Origin of the sequence: Streptomyces parvus (assembly GCF_032121415.1) — a bacterium.
GTDB lineage: Bacteria > Actinomycetota > Actinomycetes > Streptomycetales > Streptomycetaceae > Streptomyces > Streptomyces globisporus_A.
The window spans coordinates 1,982,232-2,003,198 of sequence record NZ_CP135079.1 but is presented as its reverse complement, the minus strand read 5'-3'; the positions used below and the strand labels follow the sequence as shown (position 1 = coordinate 2,003,198).

Below are 20,967 nucleotides of genomic sequence, written 5' to 3'. Positions count from 1 at the left end.
GGGGGTTGTGACGTCCAAGAGGCTGACGCCCCCACGTGGATGTGGCTAACATCACGTCCAACACACGGCAATGTTGCCGGAGCGTTACGGAGGTGTGCGACGTGCGGTCAGCCAAAGGACAACGCGCTCTGAGGCCGGTCCTCTGCGGCGTTCGCACCGTCTGGGACGCCGTCGGCGACGGCGCCTTCTTCTGCCCCGGCTGCGGGGGAGACCGCAACTACCGCCGGCTCACCGGCCGCCGCCGCCTCACCGTCCTCGGTGTCCCGCTGGTCCGCCGGGGCGAGGTCGAGCCCGTCGTCGAGTGCGCCGCCTGCCTGGCCCACTACGCCCCCGAGGCGCTGGACCACCCCACCACGACCCGGTTCTCCGCGATGCTCCGCGAGGCCGTCCACACCGTCACCCTGGCCGTGCTCGCCGCCGGGGGCACCACCTCCCGCACGGTCCTGGAGGCCGCCGTCGCCACCGTGCGCGAGGCCGGGCTCGACGACTGCACCCAGGAGCAGCTGTTCACCGTGGTCGAGGTGCTCGCCGCCGACACCGGCCGCGGCTCCGGCACCGACCCGGCCGCCGAGGCATGCGGCCCGACCCTCGCCATCGAGCTGCACGAGGTGCTGGCCCCGCTCGCCCCGCACCTGGCCTCCGCCGGCCGCGCGTCCGTCCTCCTCCAGGGCGCCCGCATCGCCCTGGCCGACGGCCCCTACGGCGCCGCCGAGCGCCAGGTCCTGACGACGGTCGGCAGCGCCCTCGGCATCCCCGCCGAGGAGACCGCCCGGGTGCTGGCCGAGGCGGCCCGTACGCCGTCGTAGGCGGGTGGACAGCCTCGTAGGCCCGGCCGGGCGGCCTCGTACGCCCTCGTGGACCGGGTAGAGGGCCCCAGGGCCCCCGCCGGCCGCCCACGGTGGGCGACAATGGGCCCATGAGCTTGTTCCGGGACGACGGCATCGTGCTGCGTACGCAGAAACTGGGCGAGGCCGACCGGATCATCACGATCCTGACCCGCGGCCACGGCCGGGTCCGCGCCGTCGCCCGCGGGGTGCGCCGCACCAAGTCCAAGTTCGGCGCCCGCCTGGAACCCTTCTCCCACGTCGACGTGCAGTTCTTCGCGCGCGGCAGCGAGCTGGTCGGCCGCGGGCTGCCGCTCTGCACCCAGAGCGAGACGATCGCCCCGTACGGCGGCGGGATCGTCGCCGACTACGCCCGCTACACCGCCGGCACCGCGATGCTGGAGACCGCCGAGCGGTTCACCGACCACGAGGGCGAACCGGCCGTCCAGCAGTATCTGCTGCTCGTCGGCGGCCTGCGCACCCTCGCCCGGGGCGAGCACGCCCCCCATCTGATCCTGGACGCGTTCCTGCTGCGCTCGCTCGCGGTCAACGGGTACGCGCCCAGCTTCGAGGACTGCGCCAAGTGCGGAATGCCCGGTCCGAACCGGTTCTTCTCCGTCGCGGCGGGGGGCGTCATATGCGGTGACTGCCGGGTCCCCGGCAGCGTCGTACCCTCGGCACAGGCCCTCGGACTGCTGAGCGCGCTGCTCAGCGGCGACTGGGTGACGGCGGACGCGTGCGAGGCGCGTCATGTCAGGGAGGGGAGCGGGCTGGTGTCCGCCTATCTGCACTGGCATCTGGAGCGCGGCCTGCGCTCGCTGCGGTACGTAGAGAAGTGACACAGGGAGACTGAGAAGCACATGGCAGTACGCGGGATCCTCGGCGGCCGTAACCGGCGCACGTACAAGACCCCCGAGCCGCACCCCTCGGGCGCGACGCCGCCGAAGATCCCCGGCGAGCTGGTGCCCCAGCACGTCGCCGTCGTGATGGACGGCAACGGCCGCTGGGCCAAGGAGCGGGGGCTGCCCCGCACCGAGGGCCACAAGGTCGGTGAGGGCGTCGTCATGGACGTGCTCAAGGGCTGTATCGAGATGGGCGTGAAGAACCTCTCGCTCTACGCCTTCTCCACGGAGAACTGGAAGCGCTCGCCGGACGAGGTGAAGTTCCTGATGAACTTCAACCGCGACGTGATCCGCCGCCGCCGCGACGAGATGGACGAGCTCGGCATCCGCATCCGCTGGGTGGGCCGCATGCCCAAGCTGTGGAAGTCGGTTGTCCAGGAGCTCCAGATCGCCCAGGAGCAGACCAAGGACAACGACGCGATGACGCTGTACTTCTGCGTGAACTACGGCGGCCGCGCCGAGATCGCGGACGCCGCGCAGCGCATCGCCCAGGACGTGGCGGCCGGGAAGCTGGACCCGTCGAAGGTCAACGAGAAGACGTTCCAGAAGTACATCTACTACCCGGACATGCCGGACGTGGACCTCTTCGTGCGCCCCAGCGGCGAGCAGCGCACCTCGAACTACCTGATCTGGCAGAGCGCCTACGCCGAGATGGTTTTCCAGGACGTTCTTTGGCCGGATTTCGACCGCCGGGACCTGTGGCGGGCCTGCCTGGAGTACGCCCAGCGCGACCGCCGCTTCGGCGGGGCGCAGGAGGCGGAAGCCGCCAAGTGAGCGGAGAAGGGGCGGGCCCGGTGCGTGGTGCACCGGGCCCGCCCCTCTCTTCGTACGTCCGTTACGCCTTCTTCTCGGCGCACTCCGCGCACGTACCGAAGATCTCGACGGTGTGCGCGACGTTCACATAGCCGTGCTGGGCGGCGATCATCTCGGCCCACTGCTCGACGGCCGGGCCCTCGACCTCCACGGCCTTGCCGCAGAGCCGGCAGACCAGGTGGTGGTGGTGGTCGCCGGTCGAGCACCGCCGGTAGACGGCCTCGCCCTCGGTGGTGCGCAGGACATCGACCTCACCGGCGTCGGCGAGGGACTGCAGGGTCCGGTAGACCGTCGTGAGGCCCACGGAGTCGCCGCGGTGTTTCAGGACGTCGTGCAGCTCCTGGGCGCTGCGGAACTCGTCGACCTCGTCGAGCGCCGCCGCCACCGCCGCCCGCTGCCGGGTGGACCGGCCGCGTACCGGCGCTGCGTTCGTGCCACTGATCGGCGCCGTGGCCACAGGTGCCTCCTCGTGTCGCCCGTACATGTGTCGGGCCATTGTGCCAGCCCGACCGGGCGCCGTACTCAAACGCGCACGTCGTCCGCGCCTCGCCGGGCGGGTGGTACTTCCAGGGTGCACTCGGCACTCTTCGCCTCGCTCGCCCGGGCGCGCCGTCGCGCGAGCGGAGCGGCGAGCGCGGTCAGCGCGACGAACACCGCGATGGCGAGCAACACGATCGTCGCGCCGGGCGGAACGTCCTGGTAGTACGAGGTCACGGTGCCGGTGAGGGTGACGGCCGTGCCGATCACCACGGACAGCACGAAGGTGACCTTGAAGGACTTGGTGATCTGCTGGGCGGCGGCCACCGGCACCACCATCAGCGCGCTGACCAGCAGCAGCCCGACGACCCGCATCGCGACGGTCACGGTCACCGCGGCGGTGACGGCGACCAGCAGGTTCAGCACCCGGACGGGCAGCCCGGAGACCCGGGCGAACTCCTCGTCCTGGCTGACCGCGAACAGCTGCCGCCGCAGTCCCACCGTGACCAGCACCACGAAGGCCGCCAGGACACAGATCGCGACGACGTCGGACTCGGAGACGGTGGCGAGCGAGCCGAAGAGGTACGAGGTCAGATTGGCGTTGGAGCCGGTGTCGGACAGGTTGATCAGCATGACGCCGCCCGCCATACCGCCGTAGAAGAGCATCGCCAGGGCGAGGTCGCCGCGCGTGTGTCCGTACCAGCGGATCAGCTCCATCACGACGGCGCCCGCCACCGCGACGGCGGTCGCCATCCACACGGGGCTGGTGGAGAGCAGGAAGCCGAGGCCGACGCCGGTCATCGCGATGTGCCCGATGCCGTCGCCCATCAGGGCCTGCCGGCGCTGCACCAGGTAGATGCCGATGGCGGGTGCGGTGATCCCGACCAGCACGGCCGCGATGAGCGCCCGCTGCATGAAGGGAGGGTTGAGGAATTCGAAGAGCATCAGGTCAGCAGTCCCGTCCGGACGGGCTCGGCGGCCGTGTGGGGGTGTACGTGGTCGTGGCCGGGCAGGGCGTGCTGGCCGAGCGCCTCGGGCGGCGGCCCGTCGTGCGTCACGCAGCCGTCGCGCAGGACGACGGCCCGGTCGATCAGCGGCTCCAGCGGGCCCAGCTCGTGCAGCACCAGCAGCACGGAGGTGCCGAGCGCCACCTGCTCGCGCAGGGTCGAGGCCAGGATCTCCTGGCTGGCCAGGTCCACCCCCGCCATCGGCTCGTCCATGATCAGCAGCTCCGGTTCGGAGGCCAGGGCGCGGGCGATCAGCACCCGCTGGTGCTGGCCGCCCGACAGCGCGCTCACGGAGTCCTTCGCGCGGTCGGCCAGGCCCACCAGCTCGATGGCACGGTCCACGGCCGCCCGGTCCGCCTTCCCGGGCCACCGCAGCCCCGTACGGGACAGCCGGCCGGAGGCGACGACCTCGCGGATCGTGGCGGGTACGCCGCCCGCGGCCGTGGTGCGCTGCGGGACGTAGCCGATCCGGCCCCAGCGGCGGAAGCGGCGCAGCTCGGTCCCGAACAGCTCGACGCTGCCGCCGGTCAGCGGGACCTGCCCGATGACCGACCGTACGGCGGTGGACTTGCCGGAACCGTTGGCGCCGAGCAGGGCGACGACCTCGCCGCGGTGCACGGTCAGGTCGACGCCGCGCAGCACGGGGCGCGCGCCGAGGGTGGCCGTGGCGCCGCGCAGGGCGATGACGGCCTCCTGGGCGGGCCGACGGGCAGCCTCGCGGGGGGTGCTCTCACGCTCCGGCATGAGCGCCTCCGATCCGAACGTCACAAGTGGTGCGGGTCACTTCGCGCCGAGGGCCTTCTTCAGCGCGGCGAGGTTGGACTCCATGACCTCGATGTAGTCAGCGCCCTGGGACCTGTCCGTGATTCCCTCCAGCGGGTCCAGGACTCCGGTCCTGAGGCCGGTGTCCTTCGCGAGGGTCTTCGCCGTCCTGTCGCTGGCGAGCGTTTCGAAGAACACCGTGGTGGCCTTCTCCTTCTCCGCGATGGTGTGGATCTCCTGGATGCGGGCGGGGCTCGGCTCGGCCTCGGGGTCGATGCCCGCGATGCCCTGCTGGGTGAGCCCGTAGCGCTCGGCGAGGTAGCCGAAGGCGGAGTGGGTGGTGATGAAGGTCTTGGTGGCGGGGTTCTTCAGCCCGGTCTCGTACGCGGTGTTCAGCTCGCCCAGCTCGGCGACGAGGGCGTCGGTGTTCTTCTGGTAGTCGGCGGCGTGGTCGGGGTCGGCCTTCTCCAGCGACTTTCCGACACCCTTGGCGACCTCGGCGTACTTCACCGGATCCAGCCAGATGTGCGGGTCGGCGCCGCCCTCCTCGCCGTGGTTGTGGCCGTCGCCCTCGGAGTGCTCCTCGTGGGCTTCCTCGCCCTCGTGGCCGTGCTCGTCCGCGTGCTCTTCCTCGCCCTCGTGGCCGTGGTCGTGGCCGCTGACCTCGGAACCGTGGTTCTCCAGCGTGGTGAGGGTCGCGGCGTCGACGGTGTTCTTCACACCGGACTGCTTGATGGCGTCGTCCACGGCGGGCTGGATGCCCTTGAGGTACAGCACGTAGTCGGACTCGCTGATGGAGCCGATCTGGCGCGGGGTGAGCTCCAGGTCGTGCGGCTCGACACCCGGCTTGGTGAGGCTGGTGACGGCGACGTGCTCACCGCCGATCTTCTCGGCCAGGAACTGCATCGGGTAGAACGACGCGGTCACCTTCAGCTTGTCGCCGCCGCCGCCTCCGTCCGCCGCGTCGGAGGTGGAGCAGGCCGAGAGAGCGGTCAGACCGAGGACGACTGCTCCGGCGACGGCGGTGGTGGGTATGAGGCGACGTACGTTCATGACAGTCATTTTCAACAAAACTGGAAACGATTGTCAACAAGACGGATGAGATGCCCGGAAGATCACGAGCCGGCGGCACACGGCCTCCTCGGGCCCCTACCGATTTGATCCGGGGGGTGCGCACGCCGGTAACCTGAGTCATTCGCCGTTCGTCATCGTCGTATGAAGAGAGCACCGTGGCCGCCGACAAGATCGACACCATCGTCAGCCTGAGCAAGCGCCGTGGCTTCGTCTACCCCTGCAGCGAGATCTACGGCGGCCAGAAGGCCGCCTGGGACTACGGGCCGCTGGGCGTCGAGATGAAGGAGAACCTGAAGCGGCAGTGGTGGCGCTACATGGTCACCGCGCGCGAGGACGTGGTCGGTATCGACTCGTCGGTCATCCTCGCCCCCGAGGTCTGGGTCGCCTCCGGTCACGTCGCCACCTTCTCGGACCCGCTGACCGAGTGCACCTCCTGTCACAAGCGCTACCGCGCCGACCACCTGGAGGAGGCGTACGAGGAGAAGCACGGCAAGCCGCCGGTCAACGGCCTCGCCGACCTCAACTGCCCCAACTGCGGCAACAAGGGCACCTTCACCGAGCCCAAGCAGTTCTCGGGTCTGCTCTCCACCCACCTCGGCCCCACCCAGGACTCCGGCTCGGTCGCCTACCTGCGCCCCGAGACCGCCCAGGGCATCTTCACCAACTTCGGCCAGGTGCTGCAGACCTCGCGCAAGAAGCCGCCGTTCGGCATCGCGCAGATGGGCAAGTCCTTCCGGAACGAGATCACTCCGGGCAACTTCATCTTCCGGACCCGTGAGTTCGAGCAGATGGAGATGGAGTTCTTCGTCAAGCCGGGCGAGGACGAGGAGTGGCAGCAGTACTGGATGGACCAGCGCTGGAACTGGTACACGGACCTCGGCATGCGCGAGGAGAACATGCGCTGGTTCGAGCACCCGAAGGAGAAGCTCTCCCACTACTCCAAGCGCACCGCCGACATCGAGTACCGCTTCCGCTTCGGCGGCAGCGAGTGGGGCGAGCTGGAGGGCGTGGCCAACCGCACCGACTACGACCTCAAGGCGCACTCCGAGGCCTCCGGCACCGACCTGCGCTACCACGACCAGGAGGCCCAGGAGCGCTGGACGCCGTACGTCATCGAGCCCGCGGCCGGTGTCGGCCGCGCGATGCTGGCGTTCCTCCTCGACGCCTACGTCGAGGACGAGGCCCCCAACGCCAAGGGCGTCATGGAGAAGCGCACCGTCATGCGTCTCGACCCCCGCCTGGCCCCGGTCAAGGTCGCGGTCCTGCCGCTGTCCCGCAACGCGCAGCTCTCGCCGAAGGCCAAGGGCCTGGCGGCCGACCTGCGCAAGAACTGGAACATCGAGTTCGACGACGCCGGCGCCATCGGCCGCCGCTACCGCCGTCAGGACGAGATCGGCACGCCGTTCTGCGTCACCGTCGACTTCGACACCCTCGACGACAACGCGGTGACCGTGCGCGAGCGCGACACCATGAAGCAGGAGCGCGTCTCGCTGGACCAGATCCAGGCGTACCTGGGCGCGCGTCTGCTCGGCTGCTGACACCCGCTCGTGTGCGTGAGGCCCCCGGTTCCGGGTACGGAACCGGGGGCTTCGTCGTACGGTCCACCGGAGCCCCCGCCGTCGTTCCGGGAGGTATGCGATGCCGTCGATCACCACCAGCAAGGTCAGCAGATGGGACCAGCACGGCCGTGAACACGTCGTGCAGGTAAGGAAGTCGGGGATGGCGCGCCAGCTGACCTGCAGTACCTGCGCATGGCGGCGTTCGGCGCAGTTCCTGCCCTGGCTCAAGGCCGAGGAGCACCTTGCGGAGGCCCACCAGGCGACGGTCGACCCGAGGGCCTGATGCCTCCCCGGCGGCCCGGTACCCCTGGGCGGCCGAAAAACCTGGTGCGGCGCCCGCGCGGAGCGCGGTACGGTTTCCGCATGTCTTCGTTCTTCCAGATCTACGAGTGAGAGCGCGGCGGGTGCACACACCCCGCCGCAGCCCGGGGCCCGGCGCGATGGGCCCCGATCACCTTCACCTGACTCACTTCACCTTCCGTAGGGGAGAACACCATGGCCAAGAGCCGCAACAACCTCCTCGGCGTCGGCGGACAGCGCAAGAAGCTGTCCCGCGCCGATCAGCAGGGCGCGGGCTCGGCGCGCGACGCCGACCGCAAGGTCGCCGAGGACAAGAAGCAGGAGCTGGTCCGCAAGATGCGCGAGCGTGCCGAGGCCCAGTCGCCCGCGACCGGCGACGCGCAGGGCGCGTCGCCGTCGCCCGCGCAGAGCTGACGCCGCGGATCACGTAGGACGGGCCCTGGAGGCATGGCCTCCAGGGCCCTGACGTTCACCGCCGTGCGCAGGCCGGACCCGTGATCCTGAACCGGATCGCCTCGATCGCGCAGGGCCTCCACCTCTCCCTGGACGAGCGCGACCGCCTCTTCCGGCTCTCCGGACACACCCCACCCATCCGGGCGCCGTACGTGGCCGAGGACCACGCCTTCCTCTCCCGGATGTTCGCCTCCGGCCTGCGGAAGCCGGCCACCCTGCGGGGGACCGGCTCGCGGGCCGCGCACTGCGACGAACACGAGATCGGCGTCCGCCCGAACGAGGTCAAGCGCTTCATCCACCCCGAGGTCGGCGTACTCGAAGCTGAACTGCCAGCGGCTGCTGGACCCGGACCAGTCGCACGGCCTGCTCGTGTGCACGGCCGCACCGGGCAGCGAGAGCTACGAACGGCTGCGGCTGCTGCCGGTCACAGGGACACCGTGTCCTAGCGGAACAGATGCGGATGGAGCCGGGCCAGGTCCCGCGTGATGGCTTCGTCGGTGGGGTCGGTGACCTCCCAGCCGTGCCCGGACGGGTGCCCGGCGAACAGTCCGCAGGCGTCGTCGGCGTTCCCGGGGTCGCGGGCGGGGCACCAGGGGAGCGGCAGCAGCCGGGCGCGCTCCGTGTCCCACCGGACCCAGACGGCGCTTCCGGGCCGCCCGCCCTCGTCCCACAGCATCGCGGAGTGCTCGCCGTCGTGGCGCTCGCCCAGTTCGCAGAGGACGTGGCCGGGCTCCGGGCGTCGACCCGGGGCCGACAGGGCGAGCACGTGCTCCGGGGGTGGCAGTAACGCGACGGCGGTGCACTGGTCCACGGTCACGGGGTCACCCTTCGGGAGAGTCGCCGGAGACGATCCGCTCCGCGATCAGGTCGCCGAGCGGATCGGTCACGTCCCAGGAGTGGGGCGCGGTGTGGTGGTCGAGGAACGCGCACCGCCGTACGAGGCCGGAGTCGAGCCGGCGGAGGACGGCGGGGCACCAGGGTGCGGACTCGGCCCGGTGGATGCGTTCGGGGCCGCTGCCGGTCCAGAAGAACCAGAGCGCCGGTGAGTCGGGCGTCCTGCCCGGCCGCAGGTAGGCGGCGTGTTCGGTGCGCCGGTCGTCGTGCGCGCCGAGTTCGCACAGGACGTACGGCTCGGGTTCTTCGGGGCCGTCCACCCCGGGAGCGGTGAGCCGCAGCACGGCGTCGGGTGGAAGCAGCGTGACGGCGGTGCACTGGAACACGACGTTCAACTCCGGTTCTTGGCAGGGGACTACCGGTCGGCGGGTGAGCCGCGCCATCCGGCGAGCGTCAGGCTCAGCCCGACGGCGGGATCGAGAACGGTGAACAGAGCGGGGAACCCGGCCTCCAGGGCCTGTATCGCGTGGTTCTGGTGCGCGCTGTGGGTCGCCCAGCGGCGCAACTCTTCGGGTGCGTCCGAGCCGTGGAAGTGAACCGGCTGTACGTCGTCGCCGGGCGACAGCCGTACGGACTCGGCCGCGAGGGGCAGCCCATGACCGTTGGCCAGCCGGAGGGCCTGCCGCCGGAGCCAGAGGAGGACGAGCCGCCGGTTCCGTACGACGACCCCGCCGAGGGTGGCGAACCGCTGCCCGTCGGAGACGGTGACCTCGGCGGCGTACCCCGTCACGCGCGTCATGTGGACGGCGGCCCGGGTTCGCCGTGCAGGATCAGCGCCCGCAGCCGGGCGGCCGCCGCCTGGACCTCGGCCACGACGGTTGCGCGGTTCGCGAAGCGGTCCTGGACGGCGGCGTCCAACTCGGCGCAGAAGAGATTTCGGTAGGCCGGGTCGGACTCGATGCGGACGAGTTCGGCGAGGGGGTGCGGATGCGGATTCACAGGACCTCACCCCGGCTGCGGGCGTTGAGACGCGCGGTACGGGCGCGGAGCTGCTCTATGAGGAGTGCCGGGCGTACGTGGCGGGGCTCGACCTCCCACTCCGCGCCGCCCCCTACGGGCCGGAGCGACCAGTAGGGGCCGGCGACCCCTCGGAATTCGCCCACGCGGTCCGCACGGCTGGTGTCGGCCAGGAGGGTTCCGAGGGCGGGGAGGGCAGGGGGCTCCTGGTTATTCGGGCGTAAGTTCTCGCCGTACATCGATCGCTCCTCTCCGTAGCCGTTCGGCTACCGGGGCGATTCAGCGTGACCTAGGGTCGTGACGTCTTCAACCTGCGAGTTTTGCTCAGAGAGTTAGGGCTTCGGCATGGTGAATCGCAAGCAGCTCGACCCCGAAGATCCGGATGATTCCTTCGGATTGCAGTTGAGGCAGGCCAGAGACGCGCGCGGCTGGACGCAGGACGAGTTGGCCGGCCGCATGGGGTGCTCGGGGACACATATCTCGGCCGTGGAAACTGGTCGCCGCTCTCCGACTCCACGCTTCGCGAGAAGTGTTGACAGGGCGCTGGGGACCGGTGAGAAGTTCAGCCGCATGGTCCAGGCGATGAAGGACCTGACTCTGCTGGAGTGCTTCCCGGAGTACGCGCGCTACGAGGGCCGGGCCGTGGAGATCAGGTTGTACCAAGTCGGCATCGTCCCTGGGCTGTTGCAAACGCCGGAGTATGCACGAGTTCTGGCCGACAGTGCCGTACGGCGCGGGGCGATCACACAGGAGCAGGCCGACGAACGCGTGTCCTTCCTGGAGGAGCGCCAAGCGGCTCTGGTGCGGCCGAATCCGCCCATGCTCTTCGTCACCATGGACGAAAGCTGCATCCGTCGTCCGGTCGGAGGCTCCGCCGTCATGAACGCCCAGCTGGACCGGTTGACGGAATTCGCCGAACTGCCCAACACCCTGCTCCAAGTGGCTCCGTACGAGATCGGTGAACAGCGGACGTTCGACCTGCCGGTCAACATTCTGACGCTGCCGGACCGGTCGGTGATCTGCTACGCGGAATCGCAGACTCTGGGACATCTGGATCGGGAAAGCTCGTTCGTCCTGCCCATGTTGACGGCCTACCATCAACTTCAGGGCGCGTCGCTGTCGCAGACGGCGTCGGTGGCCAAGATCAGCCAGTTGCGAAAGGGCACCCTGTGACGACCGAATCCCCCCGATGGTTCACGTCTTCGTACAGCAACAACGGCGGTGACTGCATCGAGGTCGCCGGGAATCTCGCCGCCACGCGCGGCATCGTCCCGGTCCGCGACTCCAAGGTCGGGGACGGCCCCGTGGTAGAGGTCCCCGTCCCCGCGTTCGCGGCGTTCGTCGCGGGCGTCCGGGGCGGGACGTTCGACACCGTCTGAGGAACCGAGCAGAAGGAAGCCCCGCCGTGCCACGCATGGTGGGGCACCCTGCTGTTCGGGCACGGACCACGGCTTCGAGGGCACTCGGGCTACCCGCGGTCTGCCCCCATGTCCCTTCCCCCGGACTGACGTTCCTCTGCACACTGTGGTCCGAGCTGTAGTCCACGATCAGGGAAGAGTGCCCGTGCGCGCACACAGCAGGGAGAAGGACGAGGCCGAGCAACGGTCCCCGCAGGGGCGGTCGGCCGGCTTCGCGGACGCCGAGCCCCTCGCCGGACCGCACCACCACCTGCCACGGGCGGCGGGCAACGCGGCCGTCGCGCGCGCGGTCACCCGGGGACGGCAGGAGGCGCACGGAGAGTCCGGGCACGCGGCCGCGGACACCGCCGGTGCGCACCAGGGCACCGGGGCCGTGCACATCCAGCGGACCGCGGACGAGGAACTGCGTGAGGCGAAGACGCCCGAGCAGATCGTCGCCGCTCTCAAGAAGGCGGGGCACGCGGAGGACGACGCCTGGGAACTCATGAAGTACATGACGTCCCAGCAGTTCCCGGCCGGCGAGGGACAGGCCGATTTCGACATGCTCGGCAGCATCAAGGACGCCTCCGAGCAACTGCAGAAGGTCAAGGCTGTGCGCCGGAAGATGGCCGCGCCGCTGATGGCCAAGCGGTGGACGATCCGCCACTACACCGGCGCCGACCCGAACACCCCGCCGGGCTTCCAGGAGATCGCGTCGACCTACGACAACGCGGCCGCGGGCAGGGCGAGCGAGCACACCAACGTCGCGGACTGGCGCTCCCTCGGCAACATCAAGTTCACCTTCTACCTGGTGGCCGTGGACGGCCAGGTACCCCCGCGCAATTGGCTCAACAACACCCACTGGTACGCCGAGTGGGACCTCGACCGGATTCCGGAGTGCTGGGTCTCCCCGGACCTGCTGGAGAGGATGAACAAGCCGATGGACGCGGACGGGGCGCGGACGGCGATGCAAGGGGCCAAGGCGTTCCGCGGCACCGGCGCCCAGCTCAAGGAACTGCTGGCGATCAGCGCCTTCGGCGCCGGGAACGACCCGGCTTCCGCTCTGGACACGGCCATCGGCGGCGCGTTCGAGCTCAAGGTCCCCGACGGTCTGCCGGTCGCCGAGTGGCACAAGAAATAGGCCGCGCCCGCCGAACCGGCCCTCAGCCCGACCCCGTCCTTACCCCGGCCCAGGGGGGGCGTCCCGGGCCGGAGGCAGCGCTCGGAGCTGTTTCGAACCGTTGCCCGGGGGCAATCGGCCGCCATGGAAACCAACATGGGCACCAACCCGGGTACCGAAGAAGTGGCTCCGACCCAGGGCGAGGAGAACCATCTCCTTCTCAGCGCCGACACGAACGGCGACGGCAAGCCCGACGTGTGGATGACGGACACGACCGGCGACGGCAGAGCGGATCTCTACCAGTTCGACACCACCGGCGACGGCACGGTCGACGTGACGGTCGTCGAGGGAGCGGAGGAGCCCGGCACGGACCGGCTCGTCGTCGAGGGCGACGGCGGCCACCCCCAGGAGGTCTGAGGCGCCCCGTGTGGAACTCGGCACGGGCGGCGGGGGAGGGGCATGGCTCGTTCGGCCGGTACGGATACGGGTGCGGATGCCGGCGAATGCCTTCCTGCCACGGAGCGATCCGATCGTCTCCGGCGTCGGGGGCGGGGGCCTCGGCTGCCAGATCCGCGTGGAGCTGTCGGGCGCTTCGGTCGAGCCGGCGGACTCCGACGCGGCGGGCGCGGCCGACGCGCGGATCTTCGAGGAGCGCGACCGTCGGATGGCCGCCCGGCTCGCCGCCGGGCTCAGCGTGATCGCCGAGTCCACGAACGTCACGCCTCAGGCGCGGGAGCGGCTCATCGCCTTGGCCCGGCGCTTCGACGTCCCGGTGACCGCCTTGCGGTTCGCTCCGGACGTCGCCGACCTTCTCCGGCAGTACGCCGAGCGGGGCCGTGCGGACCTCACCGAGGCGGACGTCCGCGCCTACGCGGACCTGATGAGCCGGGACGCCGGTGTCGACCGGCTCCGGTCCGAGGGAGCGGCGGCCGTCCACGATGTGCCGGGACGCCGCCAGTCGGTCGCACCCGGCGAAGCCGCCCGTTTCACCTTCGCTCTGTGCGGTCCGGCCAGGCGGTGACCGGCCTCTGGGGCCGCACAGCGTGCCGGGTCCGCCGAGATCTCGGCGGACCCGGCGCCGCGGCCGTCGCAGCCGTACCGCCGGTCCGGTCACCGCCCGCCCGTCGGCACGGCGGGCCTCACTTCACCACGACGGTGTCCCCGGACGACGTCGACGCCCCGGTGGTGGTGTTGCCGTGGTACACCCAGCGCCACGTGCCCGTCCTGGACGCCTTCACGGTCGTCTTGAGGTTGCCCGAGCCGTCCGCGTACACCTTCTTCACCGTGGTGTAGGAGGCCGAGCCGGCGGGCTTGAACTGCAGGCTGACGTGGCGGCCTCCGTAGGAGGCGTACTTCCTGGTCTCCCAGTTGGCCCGCGTGACCTTGCCGGTCACGGTGATGGTCCTGCCCTTGGCCACCGGTTCCGGCGAGGCGTTGACGGTCAGGCGGGAGTTGCGCTGGACGTACACCGCCATGCCCTTGTCGTCGACGTCACCGCTGCCGTCCTTGAAGCGCACCTCGGCCCCGACCCTCCATACCCCGGCCTCTCTGTTGAGCATGGCCCACTCGCTCGGGTCGAAGTACATCCTCTCGTCGATGTCGCAGACACCCGGGCCCTGGGTGGGGCAGTCGTTCGTCTCGATCGAGTGCCACAGCTGTTCATTCCCACCGTCGCGGTGGAGGAACACCAATCCCGGCGTCTTCCTCTGCTTCGTGGTCGTTATCCGGAACGACGCGGGTGCCATGACCTCCTTCGTCGTCCCGATCACGATCGGCTTGCCGCCGTTCACCTGGATACGGCTGAACGAGGCCCCGCCCTCGGCCGCCCCGGCCGGCACCGCGGCCACGGCCGTGAACACCGCCGCCGCACCACCGGCCACGACGGCTCTCCAGACCTGCTTCCCCACCTGATCCCCGATCTCTGTACGGAAAGGCGCCGGAGGCTCATCCCTCCGGCGCTTTACAGACACCCGGCATCCGTCCAGGGTTGTGCACCCGTGCGTCACGATGGGGCCTCGGCGGGACCAGGCGGGTCAGCGTTCCGTGGAGCGTTGTCGTTCCGTCGGGCATGAGGCGGACTCCGATCGGTCGCCGGGACCGTTCGCTGCGCCTGACTCGGGCGGCGGCCTGCGCGACGGGCTACTCTCGTGCCGATCATCGACGTTGACGACCGGGGCGGGGGCGGACTGTGCGGGCGACCACGGTGACGGCGGGCGGTGACCGGATCCGCTGGGTGGAGCTGCCGGGTGAGGAGCCCGCCCGTGTCTACGTACACGGTCTGGGGGCCACGTCGCCCGCCTACTTCACCGAGGTCGCGGTCCATCCGCTGCTGGCCGGGCGCCGTTCGCTGCTCATCGATCTGCTGGGACACGGTCTGAGCGACCGGCCGACGGACTTCGACTACACCCTGGAATCGCACGCCGACGCCCTCGCCAGGGCCCTGGAGTCGGCGGACGTCACCGGCGCCGAGGTGATCGCGCACAGCATGGGTGGTTCGGTGGCCGTCGTTCTCGCCGCCCGCCACCCCCACCTGGTCTCCCGGCTCGTCCTGGTCGACGCCAACCTCGATCCGATCACGCCCACGCCCGGGGCGGGCGGCAGCAGCGGTATCGCCGCGTACGGGGAGGAGGAGTTCCTGGCCGGTGGCTGGGAAGAGGTCCGGGACCGGGTGGGGCCCGACTGGTGGTCCACCATGCGCCTCACCGGCCGCGAAGCCCTGCACCGCAGCGCCACCCATCTCGTCCGGGGGACCGTCCCCACCCTGCGCGAACTGCTGGTGGAGCTGAAGATTCCCCGTACCTATCTGCTGCCCGAGGCCGACGGCCCCCTCCCGGGCGCCGACGCCCTGACCCGGGCCGGGGTGTCCGTCGTCCCCCTCCCGGACTGCGGTCACAACATCATGCTGGACAACCCGCAGGACTTCGTACGCGTCACGGCGGCGGCGCTCAGGCACCCTCGGGGGCGGACGGCGTGACCTCCGCAGAACCGGGCCCACCGGAGGCAACGCCCAAGGCGGAAGGGGCAGTTGGCGGAGGGCCGGGAGGGGAGTAGCCGGCTGGCGGAGCCGTCCGACGGCGGCTGAGGCGTGTGCGCAGCACAAAGGCGAGGAGACACCTCTCCTCGCCACTCTCAACTTATAGCGCACAGGGGGCCTTGCCGCAAGGCCCCCTGTGCGCCGCAGAATGTCCGCCTATGCCACAGCCTGCGGAAGACACCGGGAATGACGACGTGCGCGACAAGAGGTTCGACGGAGGGAGCGGTGTGAGCGGGCCGTACGTGCTGGGCCTCGGCGAGGTCGACGGGGATCGGGCCGGCCTCGTCGGCGGGAAGGGGGCCCATCTCGGTGCGCTCTCCCGGGTCGACGGAGTCAGGGTGCCGGACGGCTTCTGCGTGACGACGGACGCCTTCCGGCGGGTCGTGGCGCGCGCTCCGGAGGTCGACGCGCTGCTCGACCGGCTGGCGGGCGCCGACCCGGACGACCGGCAGGCGGTCCGGACGCTCAGCGCGGAGGTCCGGGGGGCTGTCGAAGAGGCGGGGATCCCCGGTGATCTCGCGGCCGAGATCACCGGGGCGGTCGCCCGGTTCGGCGAGGGAGCCGCGTACGCCGTGCGGTCCAGCGCCACGGCGGAGGACCTGCCGACGGCCTCGTTCGCCGGGCAGCAGGACACGTACCTGAACGTCGTGGGGCCCGCGGCGGTCCTCCAGCACGTCAGCCGGTGCTGGGCGTCGCTGTTCACCGAGCGGGCGGTGATCTACCGGCGGCGCAACGGCATCGACGACCGTACGGTCCGGATGGCCGTGGTCGTCCAGCGCATGGTCCTTCCGGACGCGTCCGGGGTTCTGTTCACCGCCGACCCCGTCACGGGCCACCGGCGGACCGCCACCGTGGACGCCGGGTTCGGGCTCGGCGAGGCGCTGGTCTCCGGGCTGGTGAACCCCGACGTCTTCACCGTGCGGGACGGGAAGGTCGTCGCCAGGACGATCGCCGTCAAACAGCGCGCCGTGCACGCCCTGCCGGGTGGCGGTACGCGGGAGGTGGCGGTCGCACCGCAGGAGCAGGAGCGACCGGCGCTGACCGACGCGCAGGCCGTGGAGCTTGTACGGCTCGGGCGGCGGATCGAGGCCCACTTCGGGTGTCCGCAGGACATCGAGTGGTGCCTGACCGACGACGGTTTCCGGATCGTGCAGAGCCGGCCGATCACGACGCTGTTCCCCGTCCCCGTCCCCGCCCCCGGCCCGGAGGCCGCAGACGGCCGGCCCCCGAGCGTCTACGTCTCCGTCGGCCATCAGCAGATGATGACCGACGCCATGAAACCGCTGGGCTGGTCCATGTGGCAGCGCACCGCCATGGTGCCGATGCACGAGGCCGGCGGGCGGCTGTTCGTCGACGTCACCCCGCGGCTCGCCTCGCCCGCGTCCCGCGCCGCCCTCCTGGACGTCATGGGGAAGGGCGACCCGCTGGTCCGGGACGCTCTGGAAACGGTCCTGGAGCGGGACGAGTTCGATCTGCCGGTTCCGGACGCGGGCCCCGTCGGCCCTCCGGCGGGCGGCGCCCCCGGAGCGTCGGTGACCCAGGCCGATCCCGCCGTCGTCGCGGAGCTGGTCCAACGCAGTGAAACGTCCCTCGCCGCCCTGGAACGCGACATCCGGACGCAGCGCGGTCCGGAGCTGTTCGACTTCCTGGCAGAGGCCTTCGAGGAGCACAAGCGCGTGCTCAGCGACCCGCTGAGCATCCGGGCGATCATGGCGGGGATGGAGGCCACGTGGTGGCTCAACGACAGGCTGGGGGAGTGGCTGGGCGAGAAGAACGCGGCTGACGCGCTCACGCTCTCCGCCCCCGGCAACATCACCTCCGAGATGGGTCTCGACCTGCTCGACGTGGCCGACGCGATCCGCCCGCACCCTGAGGTGGTGGCGTTCCTGAACGACGTCCAGGACGACGACTTCCTGGACGAGCTCGCGAAACTGCCCGGCGGCAGCGCGGCGCGCGAAGCGATCGAGAGGTACCTCGGCCGCTACGGCATGCGCTGCGTCGGCGAGATCGACATCACCCGGCCCCGGTGGAGCGAGCGCCCCGCCACGCTGGTCCCGCTGATCCTCGACAACGTCCGGAACTTCGGGCCCGGCGCCGCCGAACACCGCTTCGAGCAGGGCCGGCAGCGGGCGCTGAGGGCCGAGCAGGACGTGCTGTCCCGGCTGCGGGCCCTGCCGGACGGGGAGCGGAAGGCCGAAGAGACCAAGCGGATGATCGACCAGGTACGGGCCTTCGCCGGATACCGGGAGTACCCGAAGTACGGCATCGTCTGCCGATATTTCCTCTACAAGCAGGCGCTGTTGGAGGAGGCCGGGCGGCTCGTCCGGGACGGTGTGGTCGCCGAGCGGGAGGACGTCTTCCACCTCACCTTCCAGGAGCTGGAGGACGTCGTCCGTTCGCGCCGGGTCGACGACCGGCTCATCGCGCGGCGCAAGGAAGCGTTCCGGTCGTACGGGGCGCTCACCCCGCCCCGGGTGCTGACCTCTGACGGCGAGGCCCTCACCGGCGCGTACCGGCGCAACGACATGCCGGCGGGGGCCCTGGCCGGTCTCGCGGTCTCCACCGGGAGCGTCGAGGGGCGGGCGCGCGTCATTCTCGACCTGGGCGAGGCCGAGCTGGAAGAGGGCGACATCCTGGTCACGCGGTTCACCGACCCCAGCTGGTCCCCGCTGTTCCTCGGCGTCGCGGGGCTGGTGACGGAGGTGGGCGGCCTGATGACCCATGGCGCGGTGATCGCCCGCGAGTACGGACTGCCCGCCGTCGTCGGCGTGGACCAGGCCACCCGGCTGATCCGGGACGGACAGCGCATCCGCGTGCACGGAACGGACGGGTACGTCGAGATCCTGGACTGACGGGCGGCGGGGCCCCAGCGCCCGCGTGGTGCTGCTCCCGCAAGCAAAAGCGCGTGTGCGCAAGGGACTTGGGGGCACCCGAACGTCAGGCCGGTCACTTCGCGACCGGATCTCGGAGCGACCGACCCGAAGGAGCGAGAGATGACTACGCAGTACGGCAACCAGCCGACCGGACAGCAGCACTACGGCGCGCCCCGGGCCCGCGCCGAAGGCAACGTCTTCAGCATCATCGCGATTGTCCTGGGCGTGATCGGGTTCATCTTCCTGCCGATCGTCTTCGCGCTGGGCGGGCTGATCATGGCCGTCATCGCCAAGACCGTCCGGCACGAGCGTCTCTCCACGATCGCCATCGTGATCAGCGCCGTCGGCCTGGTCGGCGGCATGGTCCTGGGCGCGATCTTCGCGAGTATGTAAGCCCGGGGGGCCGGGGCCTTCACGAGTGGGCCCCGCCCCCGAGGCGGGGTGAGAGGGGTGGCGGGGAGCCGGGTGCCGGCGGGCGGGGCATTTGGGATGGTTCCGGTGGGCGGGCAGACTGTGGGCGCTCTCCCCGGCCCCGCCCCGGCCGCCGGGCCCCGCTCCGCTCCCCGTCAGGAATCGCCGTGTCCCACCCCTCCGCCGCCGTCCCGGCGAGCAGTGCTGCCGCCCCGCGCACCGACGCGCACCGCTTCAGCGCCGTCATCAGCCGCATAGCCGAGGAGATGGCCGCCCGCGACGACCACGGCACCCCCGCCGACTACATACCGATGCTCGCGGGCGTCGACCCCCGGCGCTTCGGTATGGCCGTCGCCGAGCCGGACGGGACCGTCTACGGGGTCGGGGACTGGCAGCAGCCCTTCTCGACCCAGTCCATCTCCAAGGTCTTCGCACTCGCCCTGGCGCTCTCCCTGGACGGCGAGCGGATATGGCGGGGCGTGGGCCGCGAGCCCTCCGGCAACCCCTTCAACTCCCTGGTGCAGCTGGAGTACGAGAACGGCATCCCCCGCAACCCGTTCATCAACGCGGGCGCCCTGGTGGTGACCGACCGGTTGCAGGCGCTGACCGGGGACGCCGCGGGGCAGGTGCGCGAGCTGCTCCGTACGGAGAGCGGCAACCCCGCCATCGACTTCGTCCCGGACGTCGCCGCCTCCGAGGCGGCCCACGGCGACCGCAACGCCGCGCTGGCCCACTTCATGGCCTCCTACGGCAACGTCACGCTCCCGGTGCCCGAACTGCTCGCCGCCTACTTCCGCCAGTGCTCGATCGAGGCGTCCTGCGCGGACCTGGCCCTCTCCGCGGGGTTCCTCGCCCGGCACGGGGTCCGGGCCGACGGGTCCGCGCTGCTGACCCGCAGCCAGGCGAAGCAGGTCAACGCGGTCATGCTCACCTGCGGGACGTACGACGCGGCCGGGGAGTTCGCCTACCGGGTGGGGCTGCCGGGCAAGAGCGGCGTCGGCGGCGGGATCATCGCCATCGTGCCCGGGGAGTGCACCCTGTGCGTGTGGAGCCCGGGGCTCGACCGGCGCGGCAACTCGGTGGCCGGCGTGGCGGCGCTCGACCGGTTCACCACGCTCACCGGTCTGTCCGTCTTCTGACGCGCCGACTCGTCGTCCGGGGATTCCGGCGGTGCCGCTCGATCGCCCGGACGGTGGCTTCCTCCGGCATCAGATGACGATGACGCGGCGGCCCCGTGTGTGGCCCGCCCGGCTGTCGGCGTGCGCGGCAGCTGTCTCTGTCAGTGCGTAGGACTTCTCGACCGGGATGTGCAGCCTGCCGCGCCCGATGAGCGCGGCGGCCTCGGCCAGCGCGTCCGGAACGCTGCCCGCCACGCCGGAGAAGCGGACGCCGAACTCCGGCGCGTCCAGGTCCGCGATGGTGACCACCTTCGCCGGGTCCCCGGTCAGTTCGACGAGCTCGCGGATCACGCCGGAGCCCGCCAGGTCCAGCGCCGCGTCCACACGGCCGAGGGCTCGCACCCGCTCGGTCCAGCCCTCGCCGTACGTCGTGGCGAGCGCGCCCAGGCCGCGCAGGTAGTCCTGATTGGCGGCGCCGGCGGTGCCGACGACCTTGATGCCCCGCTCGCGCGCGATCTGCAGGACCGCTGATCCGACTCCGCCGGACGCGCCGCTGACCAGCAGGGTCCGGCCGGGCTGTATGCCGACCTCGCGGAGGACGCGCAGCGCGGTCTCCACCACCGACGGGTACCCCGCCGCCTCCGCGAACGTCAGGCCCTCCGGCATCCGGGCCCAGGCGGCCAGCACGGCGAACTCGGCGTAGGTGCTGGACCCTTCGCCGAACACGGGGTCGCCGATCTGCACTCCGCCGACGCCCTCGCCGACCTCGTCCACCACTCCGGCGGCGTCGATGCCCACCCCTGACGGCAGTTCGGTGGGATGTGCTCCGAGGACCTGGCCTTCGCGGATGCGCCAGTCGACCGGGTTCACTCCTGCGGCGCGCACGGAGATGCGTATCTCGCCGGGGCCCGCGTGGGGCTCCTCGGCATCGATGAGGCGGAGGACGTCGGGGCCGCCGAACTCGGCGAAGCTCACTTTCTTCATGCGGCGAC

General features: G+C 71.0%; 26 protein-coding genes and 1 pseudogene. 16 read left to right on the top strand and 11 right to left on the bottom strand.

What is annotated here, in order from left to right:
• Positions 1-101 precede the first annotated feature (101 nt).
• From RNL97_RS09980 to RNL97_RS09970, 3 genes are all read left to right on the top strand, one after another.
• Entirely contained in the window at positions 102-806 is a 705-nt protein-coding gene (locus tag RNL97_RS09980) for a TerB family tellurite resistance protein (RefSeq protein WP_030577477.1), read from the top strand.
• Positions 807-916: 110 nt separating this feature from the next.
• Positions 917-1,663, top strand: a complete 747-nt coding sequence (recO, locus tag RNL97_RS09975) for a DNA repair protein RecO (protein WP_243314011.1) — start codon at positions 917-919, stop codon at positions 1,661-1,663.
• A 21-nt stretch (positions 1,664-1,684) separates the two neighbouring features.
• Positions 1,685-2,500 (top strand): isoprenyl transferase, encoded by an 816-nt coding sequence (locus RNL97_RS09970; RefSeq protein WP_030577482.1) that lies wholly within the window; start codon positions 1,685-1,687, stop codon positions 2,498-2,500.
• Between the two features lie 61 nt (positions 2,501-2,561).
• On the opposite strand, the gene RNL97_RS09965 is transcribed toward RNL97_RS09970, so the two are convergent.
• The 4 genes from RNL97_RS09965 to RNL97_RS09950 form a co-directional block, all read right to left on the bottom strand.
• Positions 2,562-2,996 (bottom strand): Fur family transcriptional regulator, encoded by a 435-nt coding sequence (locus tag RNL97_RS09965; RefSeq protein WP_006124317.1) that lies wholly within the window; start codon positions 2,994-2,996, stop codon positions 2,562-2,564.
• 65 nt (positions 2,997-3,061) lie between these two features.
• Positions 3,062-3,961 (bottom strand): metal ABC transporter permease, encoded by a 900-nt coding sequence (locus tag RNL97_RS09960; protein ID WP_030577485.1) that lies wholly within the window; start codon positions 3,959-3,961, stop codon positions 3,062-3,064.
• Positions 3,961-4,767: a metal ABC transporter ATP-binding protein gene (locus tag RNL97_RS09955; RefSeq protein ID WP_030577489.1), complete on the bottom strand. Its 807-nt coding sequence runs from the start codon at positions 4,765-4,767 to the stop codon at positions 3,961-3,963. Before RNL97_RS09955 ends, RNL97_RS09960 begins: the two co-directional genes overlap by 1 nt.
• A 36-nt stretch (positions 4,768-4,803) precedes the next feature.
• Positions 4,804-5,838, bottom strand: a complete 1,035-nt coding sequence (locus RNL97_RS09950; RefSeq protein WP_313750596.1) for a metal ABC transporter substrate-binding protein — start codon at positions 5,836-5,838, stop codon at positions 4,804-4,806.
• A gap of 176 nt (positions 5,839-6,014) precedes the next feature.
• Here RNL97_RS09950 and RNL97_RS09945 point away from each other — a divergent pair, with 176 nt between their 5' ends.
• The 4 genes and pseudogenes from RNL97_RS09945 to RNL97_RS09930 all read left to right on the top strand — a co-directional run.
• On the top strand, positions 6,015-7,397 hold the full coding sequence (locus RNL97_RS09945; RefSeq protein WP_010064186.1) for a glycine--tRNA ligase: 1,383 nt from the start codon (positions 6,015-6,017) through the stop codon (positions 7,395-7,397).
• 100 nt (positions 7,398-7,497) lie between these two features.
• Positions 7,498-7,701, top strand: a complete 204-nt coding sequence (locus RNL97_RS09940) for a hypothetical protein (protein ID WP_030577494.1) — start codon at positions 7,498-7,500, stop codon at positions 7,699-7,701.
• 212 nt (positions 7,702-7,913) lie between these two features.
• Positions 7,914-8,132: a DUF6243 family protein gene (locus tag RNL97_RS09935; RefSeq protein WP_030577497.1), complete on the top strand. Its 219-nt coding sequence runs from the start codon at positions 7,914-7,916 to the stop codon at positions 8,130-8,132.
• A gap of 95 nt (positions 8,133-8,227) precedes the next feature.
• Positions 8,228-8,657: pseudogene (locus RNL97_RS09930) on the top strand (MmyB family transcriptional regulator); the annotation flags it as partial.
• Here RNL97_RS09930 and RNL97_RS09925 read toward each other — a convergent pair.
• Genes RNL97_RS09925 through RNL97_RS09905 form a run of 5 tightly spaced genes read right to left on the bottom strand, consistent with a single transcriptional unit; the run spans position 8,614 to position 10,261 of the window.
• Positions 8,614-8,982 (bottom strand): hypothetical protein, encoded by a 369-nt coding sequence (locus RNL97_RS09925; protein ID WP_030577500.1) that lies wholly within the window; start codon positions 8,980-8,982, stop codon positions 8,614-8,616. The pseudogene RNL97_RS09930 and the gene RNL97_RS09925 overlap by 44 nt on opposite strands.
• Positions 8,983-8,992: 10 nt before the next feature.
• Positions 8,993-9,391, bottom strand: coding sequence for a hypothetical protein (locus RNL97_RS09920; protein ID WP_243316300.1), 399 nt, complete (start codon positions 9,389-9,391; stop codon positions 8,993-8,995).
• 29 nt (positions 9,392-9,420) lie between these two features.
• On the bottom strand, positions 9,421-9,804 hold the full coding sequence (locus RNL97_RS09915) for a hypothetical protein (RefSeq protein ID WP_313750595.1): 384 nt from the start codon (positions 9,802-9,804) through the stop codon (positions 9,421-9,423).
• Positions 9,801-10,004: a hypothetical protein gene (locus RNL97_RS09910; RefSeq protein WP_313750594.1), complete on the bottom strand. Its 204-nt coding sequence runs from the start codon at positions 10,002-10,004 to the stop codon at positions 9,801-9,803. Before RNL97_RS09910 ends, RNL97_RS09915 begins: the two co-directional genes overlap by 4 nt.
• A complete protein-coding gene (locus RNL97_RS09905) occupies positions 10,001-10,261 on the bottom strand; it encodes a hypothetical protein (RefSeq protein WP_030577511.1) in 261 nt (86 codons plus the stop codon). The genes RNL97_RS09910 and RNL97_RS09905 overlap by 4 nt, the downstream gene beginning before the upstream one ends.
• Positions 10,262-10,367: 106 nt before the next feature.
• On the opposite strand from RNL97_RS09905, the gene RNL97_RS09900 reads away from it, so the two are divergent.
• From RNL97_RS09900 to RNL97_RS09880, 5 genes are all read left to right on the top strand, one after another.
• Positions 10,368-11,195 (top strand): helix-turn-helix domain-containing protein, encoded by an 828-nt coding sequence (locus tag RNL97_RS09900; RefSeq protein WP_313750593.1) that lies wholly within the window; start codon positions 10,368-10,370, stop codon positions 11,193-11,195.
• Positions 11,192-11,401 carry a DUF397 domain-containing protein gene (locus RNL97_RS09895; RefSeq protein ID WP_313750592.1) on the top strand — a complete coding sequence of 70 codons (210 nt, stop codon included), beginning with the start codon at positions 11,192-11,194 and terminating at the stop codon, positions 11,399-11,401. Before RNL97_RS09900 ends, RNL97_RS09895 begins: the two co-directional genes overlap by 4 nt.
• 184 nt (positions 11,402-11,585) lie before the next feature.
• Positions 11,586-12,560: a hypothetical protein gene (locus RNL97_RS09890; RefSeq protein WP_030577517.1), complete on the top strand. Its 975-nt coding sequence runs from the start codon at positions 11,586-11,588 to the stop codon at positions 12,558-12,560.
• A 135-nt stretch (positions 12,561-12,695) separates the two neighbouring features.
• Positions 12,696-12,956 carry a hypothetical protein gene (locus RNL97_RS09885; protein WP_030577520.1) on the top strand — a complete coding sequence of 87 codons (261 nt, stop codon included), beginning with the start codon at positions 12,696-12,698 and terminating at the stop codon, positions 12,954-12,956.
• A gap of 76 nt (positions 12,957-13,032) precedes the next feature.
• Positions 13,033-13,560 (top strand): AAA family ATPase, encoded by a 528-nt coding sequence (locus RNL97_RS09880; protein ID WP_313750591.1) that lies wholly within the window; start codon positions 13,033-13,035, stop codon positions 13,558-13,560.
• A 118-nt stretch (positions 13,561-13,678) separates the two neighbouring features.
• Here the strand turns inward: RNL97_RS09880 and RNL97_RS09875 are convergent, their stop codons facing one another.
• Positions 13,679-14,446, bottom strand: a complete 768-nt coding sequence (locus RNL97_RS09875; RefSeq protein ID WP_313750590.1) for a hypothetical protein — start codon at positions 14,444-14,446, stop codon at positions 13,679-13,681.
• A 281-nt stretch (positions 14,447-14,727) separates the two neighbouring features.
• On the opposite strand from RNL97_RS09875, the gene RNL97_RS09870 reads away from it, so the two are divergent.
• The 4 genes from RNL97_RS09870 to RNL97_RS09855 all read left to right on the top strand — a co-directional run bounded on the left by RNL97_RS09870 (position 14,728) and on the right by RNL97_RS09855 (position 19,996).
• Positions 14,728-15,513 carry an alpha/beta fold hydrolase gene (locus tag RNL97_RS09870; RefSeq protein ID WP_030577529.1) on the top strand — a complete coding sequence of 262 codons (786 nt, stop codon included), beginning with the start codon at positions 14,728-14,730 and terminating at the stop codon, positions 15,511-15,513.
• A 254-nt stretch (positions 15,514-15,767) separates the two neighbouring features.
• Positions 15,768-18,425 (top strand): rifamycin-inactivating phosphotransferase, encoded by a 2,658-nt coding sequence (rph, locus tag RNL97_RS09865; RefSeq protein ID WP_398866352.1) that lies wholly within the window; start codon positions 15,768-15,770, stop codon positions 18,423-18,425.
• A gap of 141 nt (positions 18,426-18,566) precedes the next feature.
• Positions 18,567-18,839: a hypothetical protein gene (locus RNL97_RS09860; RefSeq protein WP_030577535.1), complete on the top strand. Its 273-nt coding sequence runs from the start codon at positions 18,567-18,569 to the stop codon at positions 18,837-18,839.
• Positions 18,840-19,024: 185 nt separating this feature from the next.
• The gene (locus RNL97_RS09855) at positions 19,025-19,996 is read left to right on the top strand and encodes a glutaminase (protein ID WP_030577538.1); all 972 of its coding nucleotides are present in this window, start codon (positions 19,025-19,027) and stop codon (positions 19,994-19,996) included.
• Between the two features lie 69 nt (positions 19,997-20,065).
• Here the strand turns inward: RNL97_RS09855 and RNL97_RS09850 are convergent, their stop codons facing one another.
• Complete coding sequence (locus RNL97_RS09850) at positions 20,066-20,959, bottom strand: NADP-dependent oxidoreductase (protein ID WP_313750589.1); 894 nt, start codon at positions 20,957-20,959, stop codon at positions 20,066-20,068.
• Positions 20,960-20,967: the final 8 nt, after the last annotated feature.